General features: G+C 36.6%; 27 protein-coding genes. 16 read left to right on the top strand and 11 right to left on the bottom strand.

Translation table 11 applies throughout. The annotated features are described in order from the left end of the window. Positions 1–810 carry a precorrin-3B C(17)-methyltransferase gene (gene cobJ, locus H3R33_RS00325; RefSeq protein WP_110438523.1) on the top strand — a complete coding sequence of 270 codons (810 nt, stop codon included), beginning with the start codon at positions 1–3 and terminating at the stop codon, positions 808–810. On the opposite strand, the gene H3R33_RS00320 is transcribed toward cobJ, so the two are convergent. Beyond that, complete coding sequence (locus H3R33_RS00320; protein WP_110438524.1) at positions 764–1,528, bottom strand: cobalt-precorrin-6A reductase; 765 nt, start codon at positions 1,526–1,528, stop codon at positions 764–766. The two genes, cobJ and H3R33_RS00320, sit on opposite strands and share 47 nt — an antisense overlap. Before the next feature lie 118 nt (positions 1,529–1,646). Between H3R33_RS00320 and cbiE the strand changes: the two genes are divergently transcribed. From cbiE to H3R33_RS00285, 7 genes are all read left to right on the top strand, one after another. Beyond that, positions 1,647–2,852 (top strand): precorrin-6y C5,15-methyltransferase (decarboxylating) subunit CbiE, encoded by a 1,206-nt coding sequence (gene cbiE / locus H3R33_RS00315; RefSeq protein WP_198184478.1) that lies wholly within the window; start codon positions 1,647–1,649, stop codon positions 2,850–2,852. Then, a complete protein-coding gene (locus H3R33_RS00310) occupies positions 2,797–3,234 on the top strand; it encodes a cobalamin biosynthesis protein (RefSeq protein ID WP_122124006.1) in 438 nt (145 codons plus the stop codon). Before cbiE ends, H3R33_RS00310 begins: the two co-directional genes overlap by 56 nt. Next, on the top strand, positions 3,231–3,986 hold the full coding sequence (cobM, locus tag H3R33_RS00305) for a precorrin-4 C(11)-methyltransferase (protein WP_198184477.1): 756 nt from the start codon (positions 3,231–3,233) through the stop codon (positions 3,984–3,986). Before H3R33_RS00310 ends, cobM begins: the two co-directional genes overlap by 4 nt. 895 nt (positions 3,987–4,881) lie before the next feature. Next, entirely contained in the window at positions 4,882–6,762 is a 1,881-nt protein-coding gene (locus H3R33_RS00300; protein WP_198184476.1) for a discoidin domain-containing protein, read from the top strand. A 47-nt stretch (positions 6,763–6,809) separates the two neighbouring features. Continuing rightward, the gene (locus tag H3R33_RS00295; RefSeq protein ID WP_122124011.1) at positions 6,810–7,184 is read left to right on the top strand and encodes an HAD-IIIC family phosphatase; all 375 of its coding nucleotides are present in this window, start codon (positions 6,810–6,812) and stop codon (positions 7,182–7,184) included. Beyond that, positions 7,181–8,803, top strand: coding sequence for a capsular biosynthesis protein (locus tag H3R33_RS00290; protein ID WP_198184475.1), 1,623 nt, complete (start codon positions 7,181–7,183; stop codon positions 8,801–8,803). Before H3R33_RS00295 ends, H3R33_RS00290 begins: the two co-directional genes overlap by 4 nt. Further along, positions 8,803–9,528, top strand: a complete 726-nt coding sequence (locus H3R33_RS00285; RefSeq protein ID WP_155572243.1) for a glycosyltransferase family 2 protein — start codon at positions 8,803–8,805, stop codon at positions 9,526–9,528. The genes H3R33_RS00290 and H3R33_RS00285 overlap by 1 nt, the downstream gene beginning before the upstream one ends. 36 nt (positions 9,529–9,564) lie before the next feature. On the opposite strand, the gene H3R33_RS00280 is transcribed toward H3R33_RS00285, so the two are convergent. After that, positions 9,565–11,334 carry a glycosyltransferase family 2 protein gene (locus tag H3R33_RS00280; protein ID WP_198184474.1) on the bottom strand — a complete coding sequence of 590 codons (1,770 nt, stop codon included), beginning with the start codon at positions 11,332–11,334 and terminating at the stop codon, positions 9,565–9,567. 126 nt (positions 11,335–11,460) lie between these two features. Beyond that, entirely contained in the window at positions 11,461–12,537 is a 1,077-nt protein-coding gene (locus H3R33_RS00275) for a cobalt-precorrin-5B (C(1))-methyltransferase (RefSeq protein ID WP_198184692.1), read from the bottom strand. A 147-nt stretch (positions 12,538–12,684) separates the two neighbouring features. On the opposite strand from H3R33_RS00275, the gene H3R33_RS00270 reads away from it, so the two are divergent. Genes H3R33_RS00270 through cobS form a run of 3 tightly spaced genes read left to right on the top strand, consistent with a single transcriptional unit; the run spans position 12,685 to position 15,790 of the window. Beyond that, a complete protein-coding gene (locus H3R33_RS00270; RefSeq protein WP_232342091.1) occupies positions 12,685–14,004 on the top strand; it encodes a cobyrinate a,c-diamide synthase in 1,320 nt (439 codons plus the stop codon). Next, positions 14,001–15,017, top strand: coding sequence for a nicotinate-nucleotide--dimethylbenzimidazole phosphoribosyltransferase (locus H3R33_RS00265; RefSeq protein WP_198184473.1), 1,017 nt, complete (start codon positions 14,001–14,003; stop codon positions 15,015–15,017). The genes H3R33_RS00270 and H3R33_RS00265 overlap by 4 nt, the downstream gene beginning before the upstream one ends. Further along, on the top strand, positions 15,014–15,790 hold the full coding sequence (cobS, locus tag H3R33_RS00260) for an adenosylcobinamide-GDP ribazoletransferase (protein WP_198184472.1): 777 nt from the start codon (positions 15,014–15,016) through the stop codon (positions 15,788–15,790). Before H3R33_RS00265 ends, cobS begins: the two co-directional genes overlap by 4 nt. On the opposite strand, the gene H3R33_RS00255 is transcribed toward cobS, so the two are convergent. The 4 genes from H3R33_RS00255 to speD all read right to left on the bottom strand — a co-directional run bounded on the left by H3R33_RS00255 (position 15,758) and on the right by speD (position 18,093). Further along, positions 15,758–16,336 carry a histidine phosphatase family protein gene (locus H3R33_RS00255; RefSeq protein ID WP_198184471.1) on the bottom strand — a complete coding sequence of 193 codons (579 nt, stop codon included), beginning with the start codon at positions 16,334–16,336 and terminating at the stop codon, positions 15,758–15,760. The two genes, cobS and H3R33_RS00255, sit on opposite strands and share 33 nt — an antisense overlap. A gap of 22 nt (positions 16,337–16,358) precedes the next feature. Then, positions 16,359–16,511, bottom strand: coding sequence for a hypothetical protein (locus tag H3R33_RS00250; protein ID WP_155565898.1), 153 nt, complete (start codon positions 16,509–16,511; stop codon positions 16,359–16,361). A 164-nt stretch (positions 16,512–16,675) separates the two neighbouring features. Then, entirely contained in the window at positions 16,676–17,536 is an 861-nt protein-coding gene (gene speE / locus H3R33_RS00245; protein ID WP_122124020.1) for a polyamine aminopropyltransferase, read from the bottom strand. A 92-nt stretch (positions 17,537–17,628) separates the two neighbouring features. Continuing rightward, complete coding sequence (gene speD / locus H3R33_RS00240) at positions 17,629–18,093, bottom strand: adenosylmethionine decarboxylase (protein WP_110438541.1); 465 nt, start codon at positions 18,091–18,093, stop codon at positions 17,629–17,631. Positions 18,094–18,504: 411 nt separating this feature from the next. On the opposite strand from speD, the gene dksA reads away from it, so the two are divergent. Further along, positions 18,505–18,936, top strand: a complete 432-nt coding sequence (gene dksA / locus H3R33_RS00235; RefSeq protein WP_110438542.1) for an RNA polymerase-binding protein DksA — start codon at positions 18,505–18,507, stop codon at positions 18,934–18,936. A gap of 46 nt (positions 18,937–18,982) precedes the next feature. Here the strand turns inward: dksA and panC are convergent, their stop codons facing one another. Then, positions 18,983–19,804, bottom strand: coding sequence for a pantoate--beta-alanine ligase (gene panC, locus H3R33_RS00230; RefSeq protein ID WP_198184470.1), 822 nt, complete (start codon positions 19,802–19,804; stop codon positions 18,983–18,985). Between the two features lie 242 nt (positions 19,805–20,046). On the opposite strand from panC, the gene H3R33_RS00225 reads away from it, so the two are divergent. Continuing rightward, positions 20,047–20,943, top strand: coding sequence for a DUF2272 domain-containing protein (locus H3R33_RS00225; RefSeq protein WP_155568467.1), 897 nt, complete (start codon positions 20,047–20,049; stop codon positions 20,941–20,943). 7 nt (positions 20,944–20,950) lie between these two features. Here the strand turns inward: H3R33_RS00225 and H3R33_RS00220 are convergent, their stop codons facing one another. Then, positions 20,951–21,361, bottom strand: coding sequence for a rhodanese-like domain-containing protein (locus H3R33_RS00220; protein WP_198184469.1), 411 nt, complete (start codon positions 21,359–21,361; stop codon positions 20,951–20,953). Between the two features lie 160 nt (positions 21,362–21,521). Here H3R33_RS00220 and H3R33_RS00215 point away from each other — a divergent pair, with 160 nt between their 5' ends. From H3R33_RS00215 to H3R33_RS00205, 3 genes are all read left to right on the top strand, one after another. Beyond that, positions 21,522–22,247, top strand: a complete 726-nt coding sequence (locus H3R33_RS00215) for a response regulator (RefSeq protein ID WP_198184468.1) — start codon at positions 21,522–21,524, stop codon at positions 22,245–22,247. Beyond that, the gene (locus H3R33_RS00210) at positions 22,234–23,622 is read left to right on the top strand and encodes an ATP-binding protein (protein ID WP_198184467.1); all 1,389 of its coding nucleotides are present in this window, start codon (positions 22,234–22,236) and stop codon (positions 23,620–23,622) included. The genes H3R33_RS00215 and H3R33_RS00210 overlap by 14 nt, the downstream gene beginning before the upstream one ends. 66 nt (positions 23,623–23,688) lie before the next feature. Continuing rightward, entirely contained in the window at positions 23,689–24,267 is a 579-nt protein-coding gene (locus H3R33_RS00205) for a YqaA family protein (RefSeq protein ID WP_110438548.1), read from the top strand. A 9-nt stretch (positions 24,268–24,276) separates the two neighbouring features. On the opposite strand, the gene H3R33_RS00200 is transcribed toward H3R33_RS00205, so the two are convergent. After that, on the bottom strand, positions 24,277–24,639 hold the full coding sequence (locus tag H3R33_RS00200) for a hypothetical protein (RefSeq protein ID WP_198184466.1): 363 nt from the start codon (positions 24,637–24,639) through the stop codon (positions 24,277–24,279). A 50-nt stretch (positions 24,640–24,689) separates the two neighbouring features. Beyond that, positions 24,690–25,568, bottom strand: coding sequence for a 4-(cytidine 5'-diphospho)-2-C-methyl-D-erythritol kinase (locus H3R33_RS00195; RefSeq protein ID WP_198184465.1), 879 nt, complete (start codon positions 25,566–25,568; stop codon positions 24,690–24,692). Positions 25,569–25,596 lie beyond the last annotated feature (28 nt).

The raw sequence follows: 25,596 nt of genomic DNA, 5'->3' as shown, positions 1-25,596 counted from the left end.
ATGACGGGACATCTATACATCATAGGCCTTGGTCCTGGAGATCCTGATTTACTGACGATTGAAGCATCAAAAATTTTGCCAACCTTAACAGACCTGATTGGCTATGGTCCTTACCTTGATCGCATCCCTGATAGACCATCTTTACGAAAACATAAATCAGATAATCGCGAAGAACTCGATCGTGCCGAACATGCGTTAACACTTGCCGGAAAAGGCTATAAGGTTGGGGTTGTCTCTTCAGGAGATGCCGGCGTTTTTGCCATGGCCAGTGCTATTTTTGAAACCATTGATCATGGAAAACCAATATGGAAAGAGATTGAAATAACTGTCTTACCAGGAATTTCCGCCATGTTTGCGGCTGCTGCAAGACTAGGGGCGCCTTTAGGTCATGATTTTTGCGCCATTTCCCTTTCCGATAACCTGAAACCTTGGAAACTTATTCTGCACCGTTTAAAGCTTGCGGCTCAGGCTGATTTTGTCATAGCCCTTTATAATGCCGTTTCCAAAGCGAGACCATGGCAACTTGATAAAGCTTTTGAATTATTGAAGGAAATTTTACCTCCCTATATTCCAGTGGCTTTTTGTCAGGCAATTTCCCGAAAAAACGAACATATTCACCTAACCACCCTGGGCGATGCCAAAGGCTCCATGGGAAATATGCAAACCCTGGTCTTGATTGGCAACCGTTATAGTCAATTAATTCCCCAGTCACGGGAAAATATACGTCCCTGGTTCTACACACCTCGTTCGATTATAACCGAATTTATCCCTGAAGATGACTCATCAACCATTGATAAGCCTTATCCGTAGTTGAAACAGAAGGAAGTTGAGGCATAACAGGTCTTTGAATCATGATCACAGGAATTGACAATTTTCTTGCCGCATCAATTTTCGCATAAACAGTCTGACCACCGGAGTTTTTCGTAACAATACATTCAATATGGTATTGTTTTAAAAAATCATATTCGCTTTGCACATCAAAAGGCCCTCTAGCAGTAATGACCTCGGCATGACTTGGCAAAACCGTATCATCAGGCTTATCAACACTTCTTATCCAATAATGATGCTGGATAATATTCTCTTTAAATAATAATATATCTTTACGACCGATAGTTAAAAATACCCTTAACGTTCTATGACCCAAAATTTTTACAGCTTCAGGAATTGAATTTACCTCATACCAATGATCACCATCCCGCTTCTGCCATGCCGGACGTTGCAAATTCAAAAAGGGAATTCCGCAAATCTTCGCTGCCTTCCAGGCATTATTAGTCATCTGTAGGGCAAAAGGATGTGTTGCATCAATCAGGAAATCTATTTGATTATTCTTTAACCACATTATCAATCCGGTGACACCACCAAACCCACCCACACGTGATATCACATTTCTGGGTAATACAGGATTTTTTGTCACACCCGCTAGAGAAAAAATAACTTCTATGGAATCATTATTTTGCAGACAGTGTACTAATTGGGAAGCCTCACTTGTGCCACCTAAAAGCAAAATCTTTTTTCTTTTTTGTCCCACTAAAGATACCTATAAAAATTTGTCATTACATAAATAGATTACATGATTTTTTCAATTACCCCAGCTATAATTCATTTCCGTTACCTGATAGAATTAATAAGTGATTTTTGTAAATAATATGACTTACCCTTTTCTTAGCATTATTGGTATTGGCGAAGATGGTATCAACTCCCTTTCCGATCAGGCTCGTAGATGTCTAAAAAACGCATCTTACGTTTTCGGTGGTAAGCGTCATTTGAGACTGGCAAACACCCTTATTCAAGGTCAAACAGAAATATGGTCGTCGCCCATTCAAGAATCCATAAACAAAATCAATAACCTTAAACCTGAATCAGTTGCAATTCTTGCGTCAGGTGACCCGTTCTGGTATGGGATTGGTCCTTTAGCCGTACAATCCTTGGCTATCAATGATTGGCAAAGTTTTCCTACCCTTTCATCCTATAGCCTTGCCTGCAACCGGTTAGGTTGGTCAGGACAAACCATTGAGACAATCTCCTTATGTGGTCGCTCATTGGAAACCTTGCGCCCAGCCTTAATACCAGGTCGTAGAACACTTATTTTATCCGAAAATGAATCAACACCTCATAACGTCAAGGCATATCTGGAAAAATGGCAAATCCCATATAAATTATTTTATATTCTTGAAGCACTTGGTGGACCGCGGGAACGGATACGTTCTTTTTTATTAAAAGAATCCCTGCCCGGAACAATTGACCCTTTAAACATGATTGCCCTTGAATTAGACCGGTTTGAAGGGCTTCCCTATTGCCATGGACGAAAAGATTCCTATTTTCGACATGATGGTCAATTAACAAAGCAATATATCCGCACGGCAACTTTATCAGCATTGCAACCTTTTCCTGGCGCTTTGTTATGGGATATTGGCACGGGATCCGGTTCCATTGCCATCGAATGGATGTTAACCCATCCCGGCTGTAAAGCCATTGCCATTGAATCACGTCATGATCGGGCTGTAAGAGCAAGGGAAAACGCATATAGTCTGGGTGTCCCATCCCTGAAAATCATTGAAGGCAAGGCCCCTGAAGCTTTAGATAAACTGCCACGTCCTGATGCCGTTTTTATCGGAGGTGGATTAACAGCACCTGATCTTTTAAAAACTGTATGGAGAAACCTTCATCCTTATGGACGGCTGGTTATTAATTCCGTAACGACCGAAAGCGATCAAATCCTTTTTCAGACTCAACAACAATTGGGCGGAACAATCAGCCGCCTTCAAATCCAGCATTATGAATCTTTAGGGAATTACCATGGTTTCAGACCCGACCGCACCATTACCCAATATTGCGTCACGCGCCTCCCCTGACACTTTATTAATTGGTCTAGGCAGTCAAAAAAAAACAAATGCCAAACATATATATTGTACACTGCAAGAAATTAAACGAAACTATCGGGCTTCTATTTATTTAATTGCTGCGCCTGCTTTTAAACAAAAAGATAGCACTTATCTAATCCTGCAACATCATTATAAACTACCCATTCAATTCATTGCATTGGACACGCTCAAAAATCTTCAGTCCCAATGTCAATCTTATTCAAACAGAATTTATGAACTAACCGGTTTTGGTGCTGTTTCAGAAGCCTGTCTTTTAGCCATTATGCACAAAAAAGATCATTTACTGATACGAAAGATGATTTATAAAGGAATTACCTTATCTTTAGCCTATAAAGGATCCTCAACACCATGACCGTCCATTTTATCGGGGCAGGCCCAGGGGCTGCTGACCTTATAACATTACGTGGGAAAAAGCTTTTGGAACAATGTCCAGTATGTCTTTACGCCGGATCTATTATTCCTAAAGATATTCTGAAATTTTGCTCTTTTGATACACAATTAATTGATTCGGCCCCACTAAATTTGGATCAGATTGAAGCTGAATTTGTAAAGGCAAATCAAGTGGGAAAAGATGTTGCCCGTTTACATTCAGGGGATCTCTCTGTTTATAGTGCTGTTGCCGAACAAATGCGCCGACTTGAAAAACACGCCATTCCCTATACACTTACACCCGGTGTACCCGCTTTTGCAGCCGCTGCTGCAATCATAAAAAAAGAATTGACTATTCCAACAATAGCACAATCCATTGTTTTAACACGCATTTCTGGACGTGCATCAGTAATGCCAGAAAAAGAAAAATTGGAAACCTATGCACAAACTGGCACTACACTGATTATTCATCTCGCCATTCATCGCATTGAAGAAATTGTTCAGCGTTTGGTTCCTTTTTATGGAGAAAATTGTCCAATCGTCATCGCTGCGCATGTAAGCTGGCCAAATGAAAAAATTATACAGGGAACATTAGCCACTATTTTAAAAAAAATAAACGCCAATCCAATCCAACGTACTGCGTTAATTATGGTTGGTCCTGCTATGGGTAGTAAAAACCATATGGAAAGTGCCCTATATAATGTTAACTATCAACGTCGTTTTAAAAATCAATAATATTTATTCTATTCAATAAATATTAAAACCTTTTTCGATCATTTTTCAGTCCTTTGATTTTTATCACGTGTAATTATAAAAAAACAATTCATTCAGAATGAAACCATTTTTTAAAACATATCACTTACCATTACCAACATTAATTCCAGTTATTGTGAACAGTAAATGCATTAAAAAAAATTTTAACAAACCTATTTTCATACAAAAAGTAATTTGTGACAAGAAATTGCAAGATTTAACCCAGCAATCTGGATTCATATTACCCCTGAAATCGTATTCAGGAACTAAAAAAATCATAATAATAAAATATTTAATATTATCTCAAACTAACAATATATTTCGTTGAATCACATTCCCATACAATACTTTACGAAAAATTGAGTTAAACACCTTCGATCCTAAAACACTTAATCAAAATGCATAACATAAACAAGACACGACTAATAACCTTAACACATGTCAAAATTATTTTAATTCATTATTAAAGATTATTAAATTTAATTTCTTAATTTTTAAAAAATTACAAAATTAATATTAAAACGGTTCTATCTCTCCTAAATAAAGATACAGATTTCCTTCAAAAAAAAGAATACCTTAATGATGGCAATTATATTTGGCAAATTTATGATAAAAACCATTTATATGGGGTTAAAAGAATTAATAGAAATATTTGTGATCCTGTCAGGAAGTTTATTTCTAATTTGTAATTAGATTACAATCTATCATTAAATCAACAGTGAATTTGTTTATGATCATTAATTATTTTTTTTGATATAACTTTTATTTAATATCAATTAAGGTTAATGTATCGAAATATAAATCTTCATATATGTTCAAAATATTAAATTTTCATAAGATTTCTACATCAGTTTAACAATTAAAGACATTAAAAATAATGATGCAAAAAATATGGTTTCCTTCTAAAGTTTTTGACTTAGGAAAAGAAAATACAATTGATACACTTCATATCAAAAACTTTAATAACAATGATATCAGTATACCTTTATTTTCAATATTCTTATCTAACAATAACCAGGATTGGGTATGTTATTATACACAACCCAGTCATCATTGGGATAATCCAACCGAATTTGATATTCATTTAAGTAAAAAGATTCAAGCACAGTATATTAAATTTCAATTAAATTCTAAAGGCAATTTAGATAAATTGGAAATAACACTGGACAATAACCACATCGACAATAATGAAGAAATAATAAATATCTCCTCTTTTATAGAAAAAACAAAAAAAGAGGCAGCTAATAGCAGGGTAGTTATTAGTACATTATTCAATGAATCTGATGATTATTTAATGTTATATATTAATAACTTTCTTTTTTTTACACCAGAAAATGTTATTTTAATATTAAATTTTCCACATAATAGACCCATTCCTAAGGCTGCTTTAACAATTAGTGACCGTATTATCATCATTAATGGAGGGTTTAAAAGACACAAATGGGGAAATACTCTATTATTAGGACATCTTGAAACGTTGGATTACGCAAAAAATAATCTTGTTTTTGACTACTTTTGTACAATGGCTTCAAATAGTCTTTTTGTAAGGCACCTTACAATATCCTCCATACTAAATCAATTGAATCAAAAAGCTTTAACTCCAATTGCCTCACAAAGATCTTACGATTATGATGTTGATCTTGACGCTGAAATCACTACTAATCATGGAACTTGGATGTGGCATCACTATAAATCTCTTCCCCAATTAAAAGAACATATCATTAATGAAATCGGACTTACCCGTATTTCAGCAACCCAAATCGAGGGATTATTTGCTCATAAAAAGGATTGGTTTTTAATTCTTGAAAAAGTTGAAGAGATAAAAAACTTGGCACCTTTTTTATCCTCTCATTTTTTCGTTGCACTTGAAGAAGTCATTCCTATTTCCATTTTCAACCAGTTCGGCTCTGGATATTATACTCATATCTGTTTTATGTTATGGACAAAACCTAACTATTTAATAGAAATCAAGGAAATTTTATCTATAGGATCACAATTACCAGATCATATTTCATCCATTAAATGGTTTCCGAGAGATTGTTATGCATCAACAACCTTGGCTGTTTGTACATCATGGGGAAGACAATTAATTGGACTAGAAAAAAAAGAAAGATTGCCTAACAAATTACAAGCTTCAATCATCCTTAATGATTTTTTGCAAGCCATTAAATCCAGAATACAGACATTGCCACTGACTGAAAAATGGAAACCGGATAAAAAAAAATTGGCTTTAGATTTTCACTGGAATTATAATAATTATCCAGTGGAACGACAAAGATTTTATTTAGATATAGGTCAGTCCTTCACAGATTCAGAAGATCCAGAAACAGGTCCTGCACACTTATTTTTTGAAAATACAAATCACCTTGTTGATTTATCCCTTTTTCTCATCGAGAAAAAAAATACCTGTAATATTTTACGCTATTTTTGTCTCTCCTTTGATGCCCAGAAAAAAACTTTGGTTTCTAATATTTCCGAATTGGAGGGATATTTGTATTTATCATCACAGCAAAAGAATAAATCAATAAAAATCTCAATCGATAAAAATAAGATGAATAACTATCATCATTATCAAAAATTATTTGAACGTTTTGTAGAACATACAAATATTGAAGGGCCTCATAATTATTTTGTAAGAAATTGGGATTTAAAGGAAGAAAATGAAAATAAAATAGATTACTATTTTCTTAATTGCCAATGTATTGGTACCCCAATTATTTCAAACAATTTAATTGAAGTTGAAATATCAATTTTTTAACATTTATATATAATTTTATACATATTAATAATGAATTGAATATTTATATGAAACGTTTGGTTTTCGACCTTGATGATACCTTAACAATTAATACTTCGGGTGTTTCTTATGCTGACAAACTCCCGAATCTACCAGTTATTCAAAAATTAAGGGAATACAAGAAACAAGGATTTGAAATTATTATTCAAACAGCCAGAAATATGTATACTTATAACGGTGATATTGGAAAGATTAATGCCAATACTTTACCAATTATCATTGAATGGTTAAAAAAACATGAAATTCCATATGATGAAATTTATGTAGGAAAACCATGGTGTGGAAAAGAGGGATTTTATATTGATGATCGTGCCATACGACCGTCTGAATTCATTTCAATGTCTTTCGATGAAATTACAAAATTAATTGAAACAAAAAAATGACTTCATCTTGCGTAAATATTATCACTTCTGCTGCATATGTGAATCAAGAACTGGCAGCCGAATTTGGTTTAATTCCCCCTTCCTTTCTACCTTTGGGAACGGGAAGATTATTTGAAATACAGGTTAAAAATTTTAGAAAAAACTTAATTGAAAATTCACCGATCTACCTGACTTTGCCTGATAGCTTTATTGTTACTCCCTATGATCAACATACTTTAAAAGAAAAAGGTGTAGTAATCGTTTCTGTCCCGGATGACATGTCTCTAGGAAATTCCCTAGTATATACGATTAATGTCATCAATGCATACAATTCAAACATACGTATTTTACACGGTGATACAATTCTTGATGATACTCCTCAAGAAATGGATATTATTGCAAGTTATCCTGATGGTGACGATTATTCTTGGGCAGTAATCAATCAAGCTGATAATAAATATATTAAAAATCTTGAAACCATCAAATCAACCAAAGATGAAAATAATTACCGTCCAGTAGCTTGTGGCTATTTTTCTTTCTCAAAGGGGAATGAACTGATCAAGTCCTTATGTCAAGCACGTGGAAATTTTATTGAGGGAATAAACTTATATAACAAACATCAGCCCTTAAAAATAAAAGCTATTAAAAACTGGTATGACTTTGGACATATTCAGACTTATTTTCAATCAAGACGTTTGGTTACAACTGCAAGGGCCTTTAATTCACTCCAAATTACCTCAAATACAGTTAAAAAAATTTCTTCTGATTCTTTTAAGATGCTTGCTGAAGCAGAGTGGTTGGAATCAACTCCACCAAATCTAAAACCCTTCACCGCTCGTCTTTTCGAATACGGACAAGATAATGACAAAACATTCTATTCCACTGAATATCAATACACACCAACGCTAGCTGAATTATTCGTATTTTCAGATATTGGAAAAGCTACATGGAACAAAATTCTGGCCTCTTGTACTGATTTCCTGAATTTATGCGCAAAACAAAAAGGTAAAAAAAAGCGGGACGATTACACTGCACATTTAGTAGGTAACAAAACCTTTGAACGTTTGAAACTCTTTTCAAATCAAACAGGTTTTAATATCATGCATGACCTCGTTTTCAATGGTAATAAATATCCATCATTATTAACTATTGCAAATAATTTGTCAGATTTTATTACAAAAAATCCTGAAGAATTATGTACAATCATGCATGGCGATTTTTGTTTCAGTAACATTTTATATAATTCACGCAATCGTCGCATTACAGTGATTGATCCAAGAGGATATGTATTTCCCCATATAAAGGAAAATTATGGTGATTTACGTTATGATATGGCCAAGCTATCCCATTCAATTAACGGGTTATATGACTTTATCATAACAGGACGCTATAATCTTATTAACAATAATCAATACGATTTCGAACTAACATTTGATTTATCATCTTCCCATAAATGGCTACAGACATATTTTAATAAAATAAATATTGCAAATATTACGGTTTCAAGCAAAGAAATCCAAGCTATGACCATAGCATTATTTTTATCGATGTTACCTTTACATGCTGATCGCCCTGATCGACAAAAAGCATTTATTGCAAATGCCTTACGTTTATATTCGATATTTGAAAGAAAAGATTAATGATAGTTATTCCAATGGCGGGACTGTCCAGCCGTTTTTCAAAAGCTGGATATACGCAACCTAAATACATGTTGCCTTTAAATGGAAAAACAGTTTTTGCCCATTCAGTTGAAAGTTTCAAAGCATATTTCCAAGATACTCCATTTCTGTTCATTGCCCGTTCAATTATGAATACGGAAAATTTTATACAAACTGAAATTGACAAGCTTGGTATCAAAAAAGCAAATATAGTCATTCTAGATCATCCTACCGCTGGACAGGCAGAAACTGTAGAATATGGAATTCACAAAGCCGGTCTTGAAAATAACATGGCGCTGACAATATTCAATATTGATACCTTTAGAAGGGATTTTCATTTTCCCAAACAAGAATGGTTTAAACGTTCTGACGGATATCTAGAAGTATTTAAGGGTGATGGTGAAAACTGGTCTTACGTGGAACCAGATTCTGAAAGTCAAGAGCCTATCGCGCTAAGAACCGCAGAAAAAAAACCAATATCCGATTTATGTTGTAACGGTCTTTATCACTTCAAGAAATCTGGAGATTTCCTATATGCTCTTCAACAAGAAAGAAAAACGCCTTCTACATCCGAATTATATATAGCGCCCTTATATAATTATTTAATTCAAAATAATAAAAAAATTCACTATAAACTTGTTAATAAAGATTGCATAACATTCTGTGGGATTCCCGCGGAATATGAAGCTTTATGCAAAAACTCTTAGCTTTGATATAAAACTGGACTATGTCCAGTTAACCAATCATCTCTTGAATTGATAAACCTTTCTCCAAAATTTTTCTGTCATGATTTTTGGAACCTCTTGTCTATATTCTCTTTTTAATTTTTTGAATCTGGCAGCAAATTGAATCATCAATTTCAAACCTAAAAACAATTCGGAAAAAAATTTTTTTTTATTATATATCGCTACATAACCTTTATTATATTCACTTGAATAATATAATATATTCCTCTCTAAAAATATTTCATATGGAAAATGTTTTATTTCCTTTTTACTCAGAATAAGTCTGTCTCTAATAAAAAAATCAGGAAGAAAAAAACCATTGAAGGTCATAATAATAATGATTTTTTTCAATATGGGAAAACGAACTTGCCTGATACTTGGTTTTAGTTGATCTATATCAACATCATCCATTTTCTCTTCCGACAATACATTCGAAATGGCAGGATATATATCTGTTAAGGATAAATAGCGTGTCCAGAATTCTGGACCTCGCATAACATGTTGCAAAGCAATGCTAGTAGCTCGGGCAGAAGCATAACGATAGGTTAAAATGGAAATAAATATCCAACGTATATAACGCCAGACATAAATCCATAAAGAACAATCTGAATATATCAAAGCCAAAGCAAAATTGGCCCTTACGCTTAAATATCGGGGTAAGGGGCCATCCTTGTAACGGAAATCCTCTCCAAAAACACATATGCCATTCACAGTAATGATATTGAAATGATTCATTAATCCGAAAAGCATATCATCTCCCTTAACAAAAAAAGGAAATGGAAAATAATTTACATCTTCAATCTTAAAGGCAAAATGCCACCAGGCACCATATTCAATTTTCTTTTTATCTAAATCAGTCGCTATAATAGTTTCAAATTTCGATATATCAAGACCACAATATAGCTGTATCAAGCTTAAGGGCTTATACTGGGCACCCTTCTCATGAATGATTGTCGATTCTTTTTCATATAACATGGTTCCAGCTATTGCCAATCGCTCCACGACTGAATATTGCAATAATCTGAAAGTCTTGATTATAGATTCAATTTCACAACTGGCATCATCATCCATAAAAAGACAATGTGTATAATGACGATCTTTCAAATACAGTAATCCGCGTGTAAATCCCCCGGATCCTCCATAATTGAGATTAGAAATAACAATCGCCTCCCCTGCCTCTTCTGAAGAAACATCTCGAGAATTATCTACAATAATAAGATCAATGTTGTTTTTAAAAGATTCATTAGATAAAAGCTGCGTTTCTATCCGCCGAATGGCAGGGATCAGATATTTTTTACGATTATAGTGCGTAATAACTATTCCTAATTTTATATAGTTAACAGGATCTGTTTTGGTGCAAAAAGAACCACCCTGTATGAAACATTCGCCCTTTGTATCTATTGTAAAATGAAGAATGCCTTGTTTTTTCAATAAAAATGAGCAATCAATGCAAAAACAATCTTGATCTTTATTTAAATAAACTTGTTTTTCAATAACACGCTTTGATGAAGAAGGCTGGGAATTTTTGTCTGTCAGCCAGAACCTCAATACAAATTCACCTTTTCCCTGTAACTGAAAATGAAGATCTTTGAGTTGGCAATATTTACGCCATGTATTTAAGGAAAAATAATTGAAATATGTTCCAAAAGAAATTCTGCTATTTTTTTCAAGAATAATTCCATCATTTTCCGATAACGGTTGTATACCGCCTTTTTGAATATCAAAATATAATTTTTCTGAAATATCTGATAAATGATTATTAAAAAGCAGATTTTGAAGAACATGCATATAAAACCAGACCCGCTTTCATTTAATGATTGATCTAAACACTTACCTTATTTTAGCAATATTTTCTAATAAAATATGGTAATCTAATAATTAATCAGAAATCCAATATTTGATATTATTAATACATTATGCAAACGCCCTCCCAAGACAATTACCCTTACGATCAACCATCAGAATTTCGATTTTAAAAGTCACGGGATCAAGTGTTTCTTTTACAACTGCCCGTGCCTTTTCTGCAATAAAATCAGCCAGGGGCAACCGTTTTACATGACAATTCCTGAAAACCTCCAGGGCAGTATTAGCCAGCCTGACTTTCTCAACAAAACTATCCTCCGCCCCCAATTCCGCAACCCATTCTGCCAATTGTGCAAAATCTACCTGTGAACGACCAGAATGAAGATCCAGATGACCTTGTGCCAATTTTGTAAATTTGGCAACACCTCCTGCCAAGGTTAGCCATTGAACTGGATGTGTTTTTAGATATTTCAGAACTCCCCCGACAAAATCACCCATTTCAATAAAGGCTGATTCGGGCAGTGTATAGATTTTTTTGGCCGTTTCTTCAGATACATTCCCGACAGAGGCAATCAGATGCGTCAAATTTGCAGCCCGTGCCACATCTATCCCGCGATGAATGCTCGCGATCCATGCTGCGCAAGAAAACGGTACAACAATGCCTGTTGTTCCTAAAATCGATAATCCACCCATAATACCCAATTTTGGATTCATCGTTTTTTTTGCAAGCTCCTCTCCATTTACAACGCTTATTTCCACCTCTACATCAGGGGAAAAAGATACCTCGTTTAATGCATACCGAATCATTTGACGAGGTACTGGATTGATTGCAGGCTGACCAACAGGTAATTGTAATCCCGGTTTAGTAATTGTCCCCACACCTTTTCCTGCCTTGAAAACAATTCCACGATCAATGGACAAGATTGTTATTCTTACACGGATTTCCGCTCCGTGGGTAACATCAGGATCATCCCCCGCATCTTTGATAACCGAGGCAATGGCACAGTGCCGATCCAGAATTTTGTGGTTAAAAATCCTAAATGAAACTCTTTTCCCCTGTGGAAGAGTAATTGTAACACGATCCGAAAAAAAACCACGTTTTAAAGCCAAATAAGCCGCTTTTGCAGCTGCTGTCGCACAAGCCCCCGTTGTCCAACCATATTTTAATTTTTTGACATGTTCCAATATTCCTCCTTTTCGCGAAATAGTAATTTTTTTAATTTAATTCTAAATCAGGGAAAATTGATCTATGATTGCTATTCTTCAAATGGCTTGTATTTTACAGGTTATTTCAATCATCAATAAACTTTTTTTCATTCAAGTTCAAATATTTATATGAACAATCAACCGCATTCTATCAAAGCATTTATGATCGCCGCTCCCAAATCGGCAAGTGGAAAAACAACCATCACCCTAGGATTATTAACTGCTTTACGCCGTAAAAACATACATGTTCGTGCGGCAAAATCAGGACCAGATTATATCGATCCCGCCTTTCACGCCATCGCGACGCAAAACACATCCTTTAATTTAGATAGCTGGGCCATGCCTTTTCCTTTACTTGACCATTTATTTAATGCCTCAACAAAAAACGCAGAATTATTCATCATTGAATCCTCAATGGGTTTTTTGGACGGCATCGAAAATGAAGAAGGCAAAAGAGGATGTGGAGCCGATCTGGCAATACGCTACAAGATTCCAATCATATTGGTTCTGGATATTACTGGTCAGGCGCAATCGGCCGCTGCTATTGCCTATGGTTTCGCCAATATAAACCCGAAATTCAAGATTCTCGGTGTAATTTTAAATAATGTGGCATCCCCCCGTCATTATCAAAATACCAAAGCTGCCTTTGACCGGATTAATATTCCGATATTGGGCAGTGTTCCCCGTAATTCAAAACTTCATTTACCGACAAGACATCTGGGATTAATTCAAGCCGAAGAACATGAGGATCTAGATAATCACCTTGATTTTCTGGCTGATTTTATTGAAGAAAATATAGATCTGGATAAATTATTGTCATATATTCCTCAGCTTTCCATCCCATCAGACAATTCAATCATTGCCCTACCACCCCTTGGTCAAAGAATAGCAATCGCAAGAGATCTCGCTTTCAGTTTCATTTATCCCCATATTCTTGATGGATGGCATCGGCAGGGAGCATCCATCCATTTTTTTTCTCCACTGCAAGATGAGGCACCATCAGAAAAATGTGATAGTTGCTGGCTACCAGGAGGATATCCAGAGCTATATGCTGAAAAAATTGCCAATGCCAATCAGTTTTTACAGGGTTTACAAAACTTTGCCCAAACTAAAACTGTGCATGGTGAATGCGGGGGATATATGGTTATGGGGAAAAGCCTCATTGACAAAAACGGGCAAGCACATAGAATGAGTGGGCTGCTCAGCCATAGCTGCAGTTATGCAAAACCTAAAATTCATTTAGGATATCGTATAGCGAGGTTACCTAACCAAAACGGGGATCTTACAATATATGGCCATGAATTTCATTACGCAACCCTTTCAGATCCAGGATCTGACCAGCCATATGCCTTACTGAGCGATGGAACAGACAATTATCTTGGCCCGGAAGGTGGAAGACGTAATAAAGTTACAGGCTGTTTTTTCCATAGTATTGCATTAAAATCATGAAACACTTTAAGTCTATTACCGAATTAAGAAAATTGTGTCTTGTACTGCCCGAAAAGGATAAAAAAGCTGAACAGGCCACTTTTATCCGCCAGAATAACCTTTTAAAACCTCCTGGCAGTTTAGGAGAACTTGAAAATCTGGTTGCATGGCTAGCATCCTGGCAAAAAAAAGAAATGCCCAGCCTCGATAAGGTATGTATCATGATTTTTGCTGGAAACCACGGCATTACCGACGAAAGTGTCACACCCTACAGTGCTGTCGTTACGGAATTGATGGTCACCCAGATCGAACAGGGACATGCAGCCATTAACCAGCTGGCAAAAACTGCGGGAGCAGAACTGCGTATTATCCCTCTAAATCATTTTGAGAAAACCAAAAACTTCTGTCATGAAGCGGCCATGTCAGAACATGATTTCCTTAAGGCAGTCGAGACGGGATATAATGCCGTAACACCCAATATCAATCTGCTTTGTTTAGGGGAAGTTGGAATTGGCAATACAACAATAGCTGCCGCTTTGAGTGCCGCCCTGTTTGGTGGAAATGGCGCCCAATGGGTCAGCAAAGGCACAAGTCAATCGCCTGAATATATCCAGAACAAACAACGTGTTGTTGATAAGGCTCTAGCCAAACATCAGGATATTCTCGATGACCCACTTGAAATTTGCCGACACTTTGGTGGATATGAAGAAGCGGCTTTGTTGGGGGCCACTTTGGCTGCTCGTTATCTCAATATTCCGGTATTATTAGATGGTTTTGTTTGCACCAGCGCTGTTGCTGCATTGCAAAAGCTAAACCCGTCAGGTCTTGATCATGCAAAAATCAGCCATCTTTCTGCAGAAAAAGGGCATTTGTTATTGGCCGGAAACCTGAACCAATATCCTTTGATAGCCTTTAATATGCGATTGGGAGAAGGCAGCGGATGCGCAATAACCATTCCAATTCTTCAAGGTGCCCTAGCCTGTTATAAAGGTATGTCCACCTATGATGAGGCCGGATTACCTTCTCCTAAATGATTTTTCTTTTCGTAAGGAAAGTCATAACTGATTTTTTCAGTAGTCTTTCCTTTTTTTCACGATTACCAATTCATTATATTTATAATGATTTTCATTTCTTTTCATTTGCCAGATCCATATGGATTTGGCCATTTATTTCCGCTTTTATCGGTGGGCTTGAAGGATGTTTTATTTATACCCTTTCTTTCACCACTCTATCTTCGTCAATTATCGCCTTTTCAGCATTAGGATTTCATCTATTGCTAACCGGCTGTTTACACGAGGATGGATTGGCAGATTGTGCAGATGGATTTGGTGGTGGACATAATATTGATCAAAAATTGACCATTATGAAAGATAGCCGTTTAGGCACATACGGGGTTCTAACATTATTAATTGTACTCGGAATACAGATCACCTCCGTGATCTCTTTAATGACACTTCATCAGAAAATTATTCCGCTTTTAACAGCCATTGCGGTTTTATCCAGATCATCCATGTTGATCCCCGTTTTTATCCTTTCCCCTGTTCAATCAAAAAGTATGGCCAGTCAGCTTGATCATATTCCATTTATTTCCAGTTTCATTCATTTCACCGTAACGATAAGCATATGTCTCTATCTCTTAAACTGGAAATTTACAATCTTGTATCTTTTGGTTTCCTTTATAACCGGTTTTTTATTCAGCTTGATTATCAACAACCATATTAAAGGATATAACGGGGATTGCCTGGGCGCTGTTCAGGTATTATCCACAACCGCTTTACTCGTTACAAGCAATTTGTTGTTTATCTAAAGCATGTTTTGAAAAAGTAAATAATTCAATTCGACCAAAATCTGGTAATAGACCTAACAGTTCAATTGATTTTTCTAACGCAATCTGCCTTAAAAGCCGTAAAGGGCCACCATGTGAGACAATCAAAATATTTTGACCCTTTTTTTTAATTTCATGCCAAATTTCAATAACCCTAGCAAGAAGTAACCGACCTGTTTCCCCTTCCGGAATCTGCCAATCCCAAGGATTTTCTGCCCAGGCATCAATAAATTCCTTGGGGATTTCATCCCATTTTTTTCCTTCCCATAAACCGAAATTCAATTCAATCAAGCGCCTATCTTCCTGATATGGAATCTGATATTGCAATGCAATGGCACGGGCCAACTTGAGACAACGTGACAAAGGGGAAGTATAAATCTGATCAATTGCAAACCCTTCTGGAATCGAAACATATTGTTCCCATCCATTTCGTAAAGGTATATCTGAATGCCCGTAACACATGCCAGCAGGAATCTGAACAGGTGGATGACGCATTAAACCAATCTGGAAATGATCATTTATGCTCATAATAATGAATCAACCTGTCCTTTCATTCATCAAAATCATTAAGATCCTGTTGAAAATTTTTTTTCTGTTCTTCTCTGCTCCAACGCCCCAATATCACATCCCATAACGCACAGATTATGGAATACATTACCAGTAAAACAATACAGGTTGATAAGAAAATAATTGCTGCCGCCATATTCTTTTCCTTTCTTACCAACCTGCCATCAGAAAATTTAATAAAAAAATTAATGTATTCTATTCTTTAAACTATAATCCAGATTGTCATAAAATCCGACCGTTTGTAAACTATACGTTTTTTTTACATGAAATAGAATTCTTAATTTTCAAACCACATTGTTATTATGGTAAATTTTCCTTAATATATGGCGGGAGACAAAAAGATGCCATATGAACATCTGGAGACCAGTACCGTGTCAATCCTTCAAGTTTTGCCACCTTTGCTCGTTGCTTAATTATATCAACTGTTTGATTGGTTTGATTTTCTTTTTTTCCTGCAATCCCTAGCGTCATAAATCCACCCACATAGGTTGGAACCGCAGCGACATAAGCCGATACATATGAAAAGAATTTTTTACGACGCAAACTGGTTTCCCGCAATTCCTCGGCTTGCATAAACGGAACACCACATTGATTCACAATCAGGCCGTCTCCAGTTAAAATTCTGGCTGCATTTCGATAAAAATCATCCGTAAATAAAACTTCACCAACACCAATTGGATCAGTACTATCCACAATTATAACATCAAAACTTTCCTTTGGCGCATCGGCAACATACTGGATACCATCCCCAATAATCACTTCTGCACGTGGATCATTCCAGCAATCTTTTGAAATTTCAGGCAGAAATTCCTTGGACAGAGCGATAACATCCCCATCAATCTCCACCATAACCGCCTTTTCAACTGTTTGATGCTGTAAAACCCGACGTAAGACTCCTCCATCTCCAGCACCAATAATCAGAACACGCTTTGCATTGCCATGTGTCAACAAGGGAACATGAACAAGCATTTCCTGATATACAAATTCATCTTTTTCAGTAATCTGGGTCACGCCATCTAGGAATAAAACCTTGCCATATTCTTCATTTTCAATAATGCGTATATCCTGAAATAAAGATTTTTTATGCACGATTTCCCTATCAGCACGGAAGCTCTGTTTCCAGGCCGGATACAACGTTTCATCAACCCATTTAAAAGACATTAAATTCTGCTTTCACCTTTATTGAATGACAAAAAAAACTGGACAATATTCTTTTGTCCAGTGTTTGTTACTGCTATAGAAATATCGTTTTTCTATAAATTTTCTTTCCCACGCCTCTGTTCGTCCAGTACAATTCTTTCAGGTTTAAAGAAATGTTGTAAAACAGGAATGGCAAGATATGGATCACAAGAACCACACATGAAAATGTCCAGAGCAGCAAAATTCCGTTCTGGCCAGGTATGAATGGAAATATGGCTTTCCGCCAAAACAACAACACCAGAAACCCCACCATTCGGTGAAAAATGATGAAAATGACTGTGTAATATCGTGGCCCCAGCTACAACAGCAGCTTCACACAAGATGCGATCAATCTCTTCTGGATTATCCAGATTGGTTGCATCCCACAAATCAACAAGAAGATGCGTTCCTGCAAAACGCATACCATCTTTAACAATAAAATAATCTTTACGATCTTCCATATTTTCTGAAAAATCAATTGAAACCTGGTTATTTCTCGGAGTTTCCGAGACCATCCCCAGTTGAGCAAGTCCGTTCATCACGTACCCCTAAACCAGTAGACGGCCTGTTGGGCAATATGCCCCCTTGGGCCAAAGAATAAAGTGAAACTAGAACATACATAAACTTCAATCAGAAACGAACCCTGTTCTAGTAATCAAACAGAATTTGTCCTAATCAATAATATATCATATATTCCGCGAAATAACGACCACCGTTATATTTAGGTTAGTATATGACCCCTTCACTGACGAATCTCAAGTTTTTTTTTATATTTTTTCAAAAAAATATTTTTTTTACATTTTTAGACTCAAAATCTTGTTTTTATTAATTTACCCACTATTTTTTAAAATTTATTTTTTTTACTTGGCGAAATAGTTACTCGCTATTATAAAGCTCTAATAAAAGTAATTTAGGCTACTTTATTATTCCATATCTATAGCAGGTGCATAATGAATACGTTACCGCTTGATAAAAACTATCGCCCTTCTGAAGATGAGGAATTCATGAATCCTCGTCAGCTTGCATATTTTAAAAAGAAATTGGAAGATTGGCGGGATTCTCTTTTGCAAAATTCAACTGAGGCCCTTAATCATCTCTCAGAAGACAAAAATGTTGATATTGATCTCAATGACCGGGCCAGTTCTGAAACAGACCGCGCAATTGAGCTGCGTACTCATGACCGGGCCAGAAAACTGCTTGCAAAAATCAATAACGCACTTCAGAAAATTGAAGATGGTTCTTATGGCTATTGTGAGGTAACAGGAGAACCCATCAGTTTGAAGCGGCTAGAGGCCCGCCCCATCGCCACTCTTTCCATTGAAGCTCAAGAACAGCATGAGAGAAAGGAACGCGTTTATCGTGATGACCAACCAATTGACTAAACCATGACTTATTTTCCATTTCAATTAAATGAATGGAAAATAAATTTCATATATTATCCAATAATCGTACACTTCCCAGTTTTACCGCTGCAATAAGACGTGCATTATCATTCCACTTGGTTATTTTCTGTAGAGAATTTCCATCAACCGCACAAAAATAATCCACTTTAAACTCTTTTTTTTCCAATGCCTCTATTGCGTTTGATAAAATAAATGAAATATTACCTCCACTTTTTAACTTTAAATAAGCCTCTTGTAATATTTTATACAAAAACGGTGCTCGCGAACGCTCTTCACTCGTAAGAAAACGATTCCTGGATGATTTTGCAAGACCATCTTTTTCACGCACGATTGGCACATTCACCAAAGTAACAGGTAAAAGCAAATCCTTTACCATTCTATGAATCACCTGAATTTGTTGCCAATCCTTTTCCCCAAAGCAGGCAAATTTAGGTCTGACTAAAGAAAACAATCGATAAACAACGGTTGCAACGCCTGAAAAATGACCTTTACGCAATGCTCCTTCCCATTGTAAAGCTGGTCCACCTATCTCAATACGCGTGTCAAAACCTCTTGGATAGATATCCTCGACTTTTGGAAACCACACTATATCGACCTGATTTTGTTCAAGCAAATGAACATCCTCTTTTTCAAGTTTAGGATATCGAAGAAAATCCTCTTTCTGATCAAATTGTAAAGGATTGACAAAAACACTTACAATGCAATGTTTGGCTATTTTCTTGGCTTTCTTTACCAAAGCAAGATGACCCTCATGTAAAGCTCCCATCGTTGGAACAAAGGATACATCAATCATGTCCAAATGCCCTCTCTCCCTTAAAAACTCGTTCAAATCATGGGTAATAATCATATCTTCCCCTATTTCCCTGGTATATTTATGTAATACGTTTTTTAATAATAATTTTAAAATTCATGACAGTTTAGTCAGGATACCAACGATTCCTTTCCTTATCGTAAAATGAAGATGTTTTAAAGCCACAGTTTGTTTTGAATAACATTATTTACGAAAGAAAAATCATTTCAAAAAGACTAATTATCAGAGATAATATATTCATTTCTTAATCTTTTTAACATTCAAGATGATTTATTAAAATGATCCGTAAAATTATCTCGGTTTTTTTCCTTACGTTTCTTGTCGCCTGTGGTGGACCACCAAATAACCCCCGTATAACACCAACTCAACAAACAGCATCATCGCAAAAACCGGTCGGATATTATTATAATGACCGTGTTCCAGATTTTGCAGTTAGAAATTATGAACCTTTTTCCCGCCAGGAAGTAGTAGCGTTAACCTTACGCGAATGGCGCGTATTTAACCAACCCATTGCCGATGAAGACCCCCTTCAGCGTCCTGAACCAACAAGTCCGGATGTAAAGGCTGAACGTTCATCTGGTTTATGGCAACGGGTGGGTGAATATTGGTGGATCGGTATGGATCCCGGCATGAAAGAAGGAAGTTATACTGGAAAACATAATAGTAATGGAACCGTTTTCAACTTTATCAACGATGGAAATTATGCCTGGTCCGCGGCTTTTATCTCTTATATCATGAGAATTGCAGGTGCAAATGACCGTTTCCCCTATTCACCCAATCATTCAACATATATCAATGCAGCCGCTTCTGGAACATCTCCTGTCTTAAGGGGGCATGATCCAGCCACTTATGCACCAAAACTGGGTGACATGATTTGTACCGCCAGAGGTAAAAGCCGGAACACTATCCGTTTTAATACACTTCCCACAACATACGGATTTCCTGCACATTGCGGTATTGTCGTTATGACAAACCAGAACATGCAACCTTTTGGCAAGGAAATCAGTATTATTGGCGGCAACGTAAATGATTCCGTTGCATTGACCCATGTACCTGTTGACACTCAGGGCATGATATCCAATGCAAATGGTGCAAGCTATGACTATCGTTATCCCTGGTGTATTGTCATTGAAATCGTATATGATGCAGAGGCAAGCCCTTCTACAAATATGTGAAAATTATTTAAGATTTTTTCGTGAAAGGTAAATTATCTACTAGCCAACCAGCAATTGTCCCCCTTACTCCATTGACATTTGCTGGCCCTTCAAAACCTTCTTTTATATTATAAACATTTTTATAGCCTTCATCTTTTGCCAAGATTGCAGCGATTCGACTTCGTCCTCCCATAAGACATAGGAATAATAAAGGCCGATCTAATTGCGTTACAATTTTTTTCAACTCCCGTATAAAATTCACATTTCTATTTCCCATCCTGTCTTGTAGGCTAATCTTGATAACTTCCTTACCTAGAGATGATAACTCTGGATAGCCGACCTGTTCCCACTCCTCCGGCGTTCTGACATCAATTAACAGAGCCTGCCCATCCTTTTTTAACAAATCCCAAGCCTCTTTAGGCTTTATTTCTGGTATCATGATAATCTATCCTTTACTTTAATTTAATTGATTTTCACTATAAAATGGTTTCCAAAAGAAAAAACATCATTACTCAAAGTTTTGTTAATAAATAATATTTGCCTTTAATTACGTTATCTATATCTGACCAGATTTTAACTTTTCTTGTTTTTGATATCTTATGGAACAAACTATACATCTTTTAATAATTGATGATGATCACGAAATTGTAGATCTGCTCTCTCAATTCTTGCAAAAACATCATTTCAAGGTTTCCTATGCATATAATGGGGAGCAAGTGCGCCAAGTTTGGAAAAACAATCATTTTGACCTTGTGATTCTCGACCTTATGCTACCTCAGGAAAGTGGTTTCGAGATAGCCCATTGGTTAAGAAAAAAAGCTGATATTCCTATCATTATGTTAACCGCTATGGGAGACGAAGCAGATCGGATTATCGGACTAGAACTAGGTGCCGACGATTATATGGCAAAACCTTTCAACCCAAGAGAATTACTGGCCCGTATCCATGCCGTTTTACATCGTTCACAACGTAAACAATTCGTTCACGACCCCTACATACAGAAAATCATCCAGTTTGGAGGCTGGAAGGTCAATTTACTTCACAGACAGCTACTGAATCCTCAAAATGTTGAGGTTTCCCTGACAAGCAAGGAATATGACCTGTTAATTGCTTTAATCGAACATGCCCCAGAAATTGTTACCCGGGAAACTTTATCCGAAATTCTATATGGGCATCAGCTTCCTTCCACCGATCGTACAATTGACGTTACATTAAGCCGATTGCGTCGGAAACTGCAAGATGACAGCCGCCAGCCAAAAATAATTAAAACCGTTCACAGAGGAGGCTATTTGTTGGCCCTACCCATTCACTATGTCACAACATAAACCAAGAAAGTGGCATTTATGGCCCTATTCTCTAGCAGCTCGTACAGCCTTGATCTTAATCATTGGGATGGGTTTGATCGAGGCATGTGGCTTGTTAATCAATACTTTGGATCGGCTAGATTTCAATCGCCTCACCCAAGAACAGGAAGCTGTAAATCGCGCAACAGCTATTTATCGTGATATTTCGGAAGTCGATAGCAAGGATCGGTCCGATGAGATTAATGATCTAGATCCAATACATGGATTTACCATTTTTCTTTCAAACGAACCCAATCTTAAAAATGTCAATCTCCCTTCCCCTAAATTGGAACAAACTGTTTCCCACCTTCTTACAACAATCTTGTTCCCACCCGAATTACGTCCAACCAAAATTATTGCCACCTCTGATCCAGACAAACATAAAAATGCAATCGCATTTCAGTTACCAGATGATAAACAATGGTTAAACATCATATATGAATTAACCACACCAAACCCTTTCAAATCAGCAACGTTTCCGATCAGCTTTTTTATCATGGCAACAGCAACAAGCCTGCTTACTTTGTGGAGTGTTCGACGATTAATTGCCCCTGTCAGTACATTAGCCGCAGCAGCGGGAAGGCTGGGACAAGATGTCAATGCCACTCCTCTTGTTGAATCTGGACCAGAAGAAGTTGCCCAAGCCGCACGGGCATTTAACGATATGGCACGGCGTATAAATCGTTTTGTAAATGATCGTACACAACTTCTTTTGGCAATTGGTCATGATCTGCGCACACCGATTACACGATTGAAATTAAGATCTGAATTTATCAATGATAAACATTTACAAAAAAAATTTATCTCAGATCTTGATGAACTTGAAAAAATGATTGATGCGACCCTGGCATTCGGACGTGACAATACGCATCATGAACCTGTTATCAATCTTGATTTAACAAGCCTGATTGAAACCCTTATCCATGAATTACAGGAAACCCATCCGGATAAAATTGATCAAATCCGTCTTCACCATCCCTTATCCAATTATACAATCAAGGCTCGTCCGATCAAACTAAAAAGAGCCCTACAAAACCTAATGAATAATGCGCTTAATTATGGAGGGAATGTTACTGTATCGCTAACCTCAAAACCTCCCTTCCCATCACTTTATAACCAGAAAGACAAACATATCTTCATATTGATCGAAGATGATGGACCCGGATTGGAACAGGAAAATCTTGAATATGTTTTTGAACCCTTTGTCCGTATGGAAACAAGCCGCAACCGTTCTACAGGAGGGACTGGGCTGGGACTTTCAATCGCAAGAAATATTATTCGCGGACAAGGTGGAGATATTACTTTACATAATCGTATTCCTCATGGATTATGTGCAGTCGTTATGCTTATAGAATAACTTTCCCGAAACGAATTTCGTTACATTAACCTCAATCTATACAAATATAAAACATTTATTTATTTTATGCTCAAACATCTTTATGCACGCGCCTTACAACTCGCCGCAAGTCAGTACGCGATATTCTGGCTTATGCTAACCGCGTTTTCCGAGGCAAGCTTTTTCCCAATACCGCCGGATATTCTCCTTTGTCCAATGATTCTCGCTAAACGATGCAAAGCATGGCTATATGCAACAGTTACAACTTTAAGTAGTGTTGTCGGAGGGTTATTGGGATGGATAATAGGTGCTTTTTTACTTCATTATCTTGCAATGCCCATCATTCATTTCTATCACGCAGAACAGCAACTCATCAATTTGCAGGATAAATTCAATACATATGGCGTATGGATTATTCTAATCAAAGGATTAACACCGATCCCCTATAAATTCATCACCATTACTGCCGGTGCGGCACATTTTGCCCTGATACCCTTCCTGCTCGCAAGTTTAATTACCCGAGGCTCCCGTTTTTTCCTGGAAGCTGTTCTACTTTATTTTTTTGGGTCATCTATTCAGGATTTTATTGAAAAGCGATTAATATGGGTAACCAGTTTTATCTGCTTATTGCTTATATCGGGTATCATCGCTTTTAAATATATCTAACTATAACATTTATTTCTTGATTTTCAGACCTTTTTGTAATGCCTTGACATATTCCTTAACTTGTTGGTCAGATAAAACAAACCCAAGTGGACCAAACCCTGGATGTTGAAAAGCAAGCAAAGTTTCTGCTTTTTCAATATTCTTCTGAATTGCCCATTTGGTTTGATATGCAGGTTTGATCTGCGCCCCGGTTATTTCAGCTATTTTTTGACCTTCTGCCATCATCCATCGAATAGATCCCAAAGCTTGGATAAGATTGTCCAGTTCCAGCTGATTTAATTCTAATTGACCGGTTACGCCACTATCAGGTGAAAAAGTTAAAATTGTTTTTTTACGGTCTTCCGTAATCCGTATATTCACATCAATAGCCATTTGTAACCCTCTTTATCCCTCTAAAATATTTTATATCTATAAAATTTAAATTAATGAATAGCTTTCCCCCCCCATATCCACCAAGAATATTTTGAGGATAAAATCTCCGCCGCTTTTTGTGCTTGCTCAACCGTTTCAAATAATCCAAAACAAGTTGCACCCGATCCACTCATTCGTGCCAAGCGACAGTGGGGTAACATCCTAATTTCTTCCAAAACTTTTTCAATTTTAGAATTTAGTAAAATAGCAGGCTCCTGTAAATTATTATCATAGGTCGTTATATCATGAATAAATGAATTAACATTATCGAAACTATTTTTCAAATTAACTTTGTCAAAAAAAGAAGATTGACGCTTCTTAAACACTTCCGCCGTTGACACCCCTTCTCCATGATTCACTAAAATCATGCCAAAAGAGGGAATTTCTATATCCCTTGAAATGACTTCACCAATTCCCTGCATGCGTTGTGTGACCGGATTAAGACAAACGGGAACATCTGCCCCCAATTGTAATGCAATCTTCTGTAATAAATCATTGTCAATTACAAGATTCCAATAACGCATCAATAACCGTAAAGTAGCCGCTGCATCTGAAGATCCACCACCAATTCCTGAAGCGACAGGAAGATTTTTAATCAGTTGGATTTTAACAGGCTTTAAAGGTTGTTTTGTACATGCTGCAAGTTTATAGGCTGCTTTAACAATCAGGTTATCATCCTGATTTTCCTGAGATAACTGCGATACAAATTGCCCCGTTATTTCAAGCTCGACAAGTCTGTCCTCTTTACTACCTGAAACTGGAAACAGGATCAATTCATCCCCTACATCAGGAAAAACAACCAGACTATCCAGAATATGATATCCATCAGGACGTTTGTCCGTCACATGCAAAAAAAGGTTTATTTTGGCGTACGCTTTTTCTATAAACATTGAATCTTTTTTCAAATAGTGAAATTAC

Origin of the sequence: Commensalibacter sp. B14384M2 (assembly GCF_016101865.1) — a bacterium.
GTDB classification, from domain to species: Bacteria; Pseudomonadota; Alphaproteobacteria; order Acetobacterales; family Acetobacteraceae; genus Commensalibacter; species Commensalibacter melissae.
This window is presented reverse-complemented; position numbering and strand designations above follow the sequence as displayed.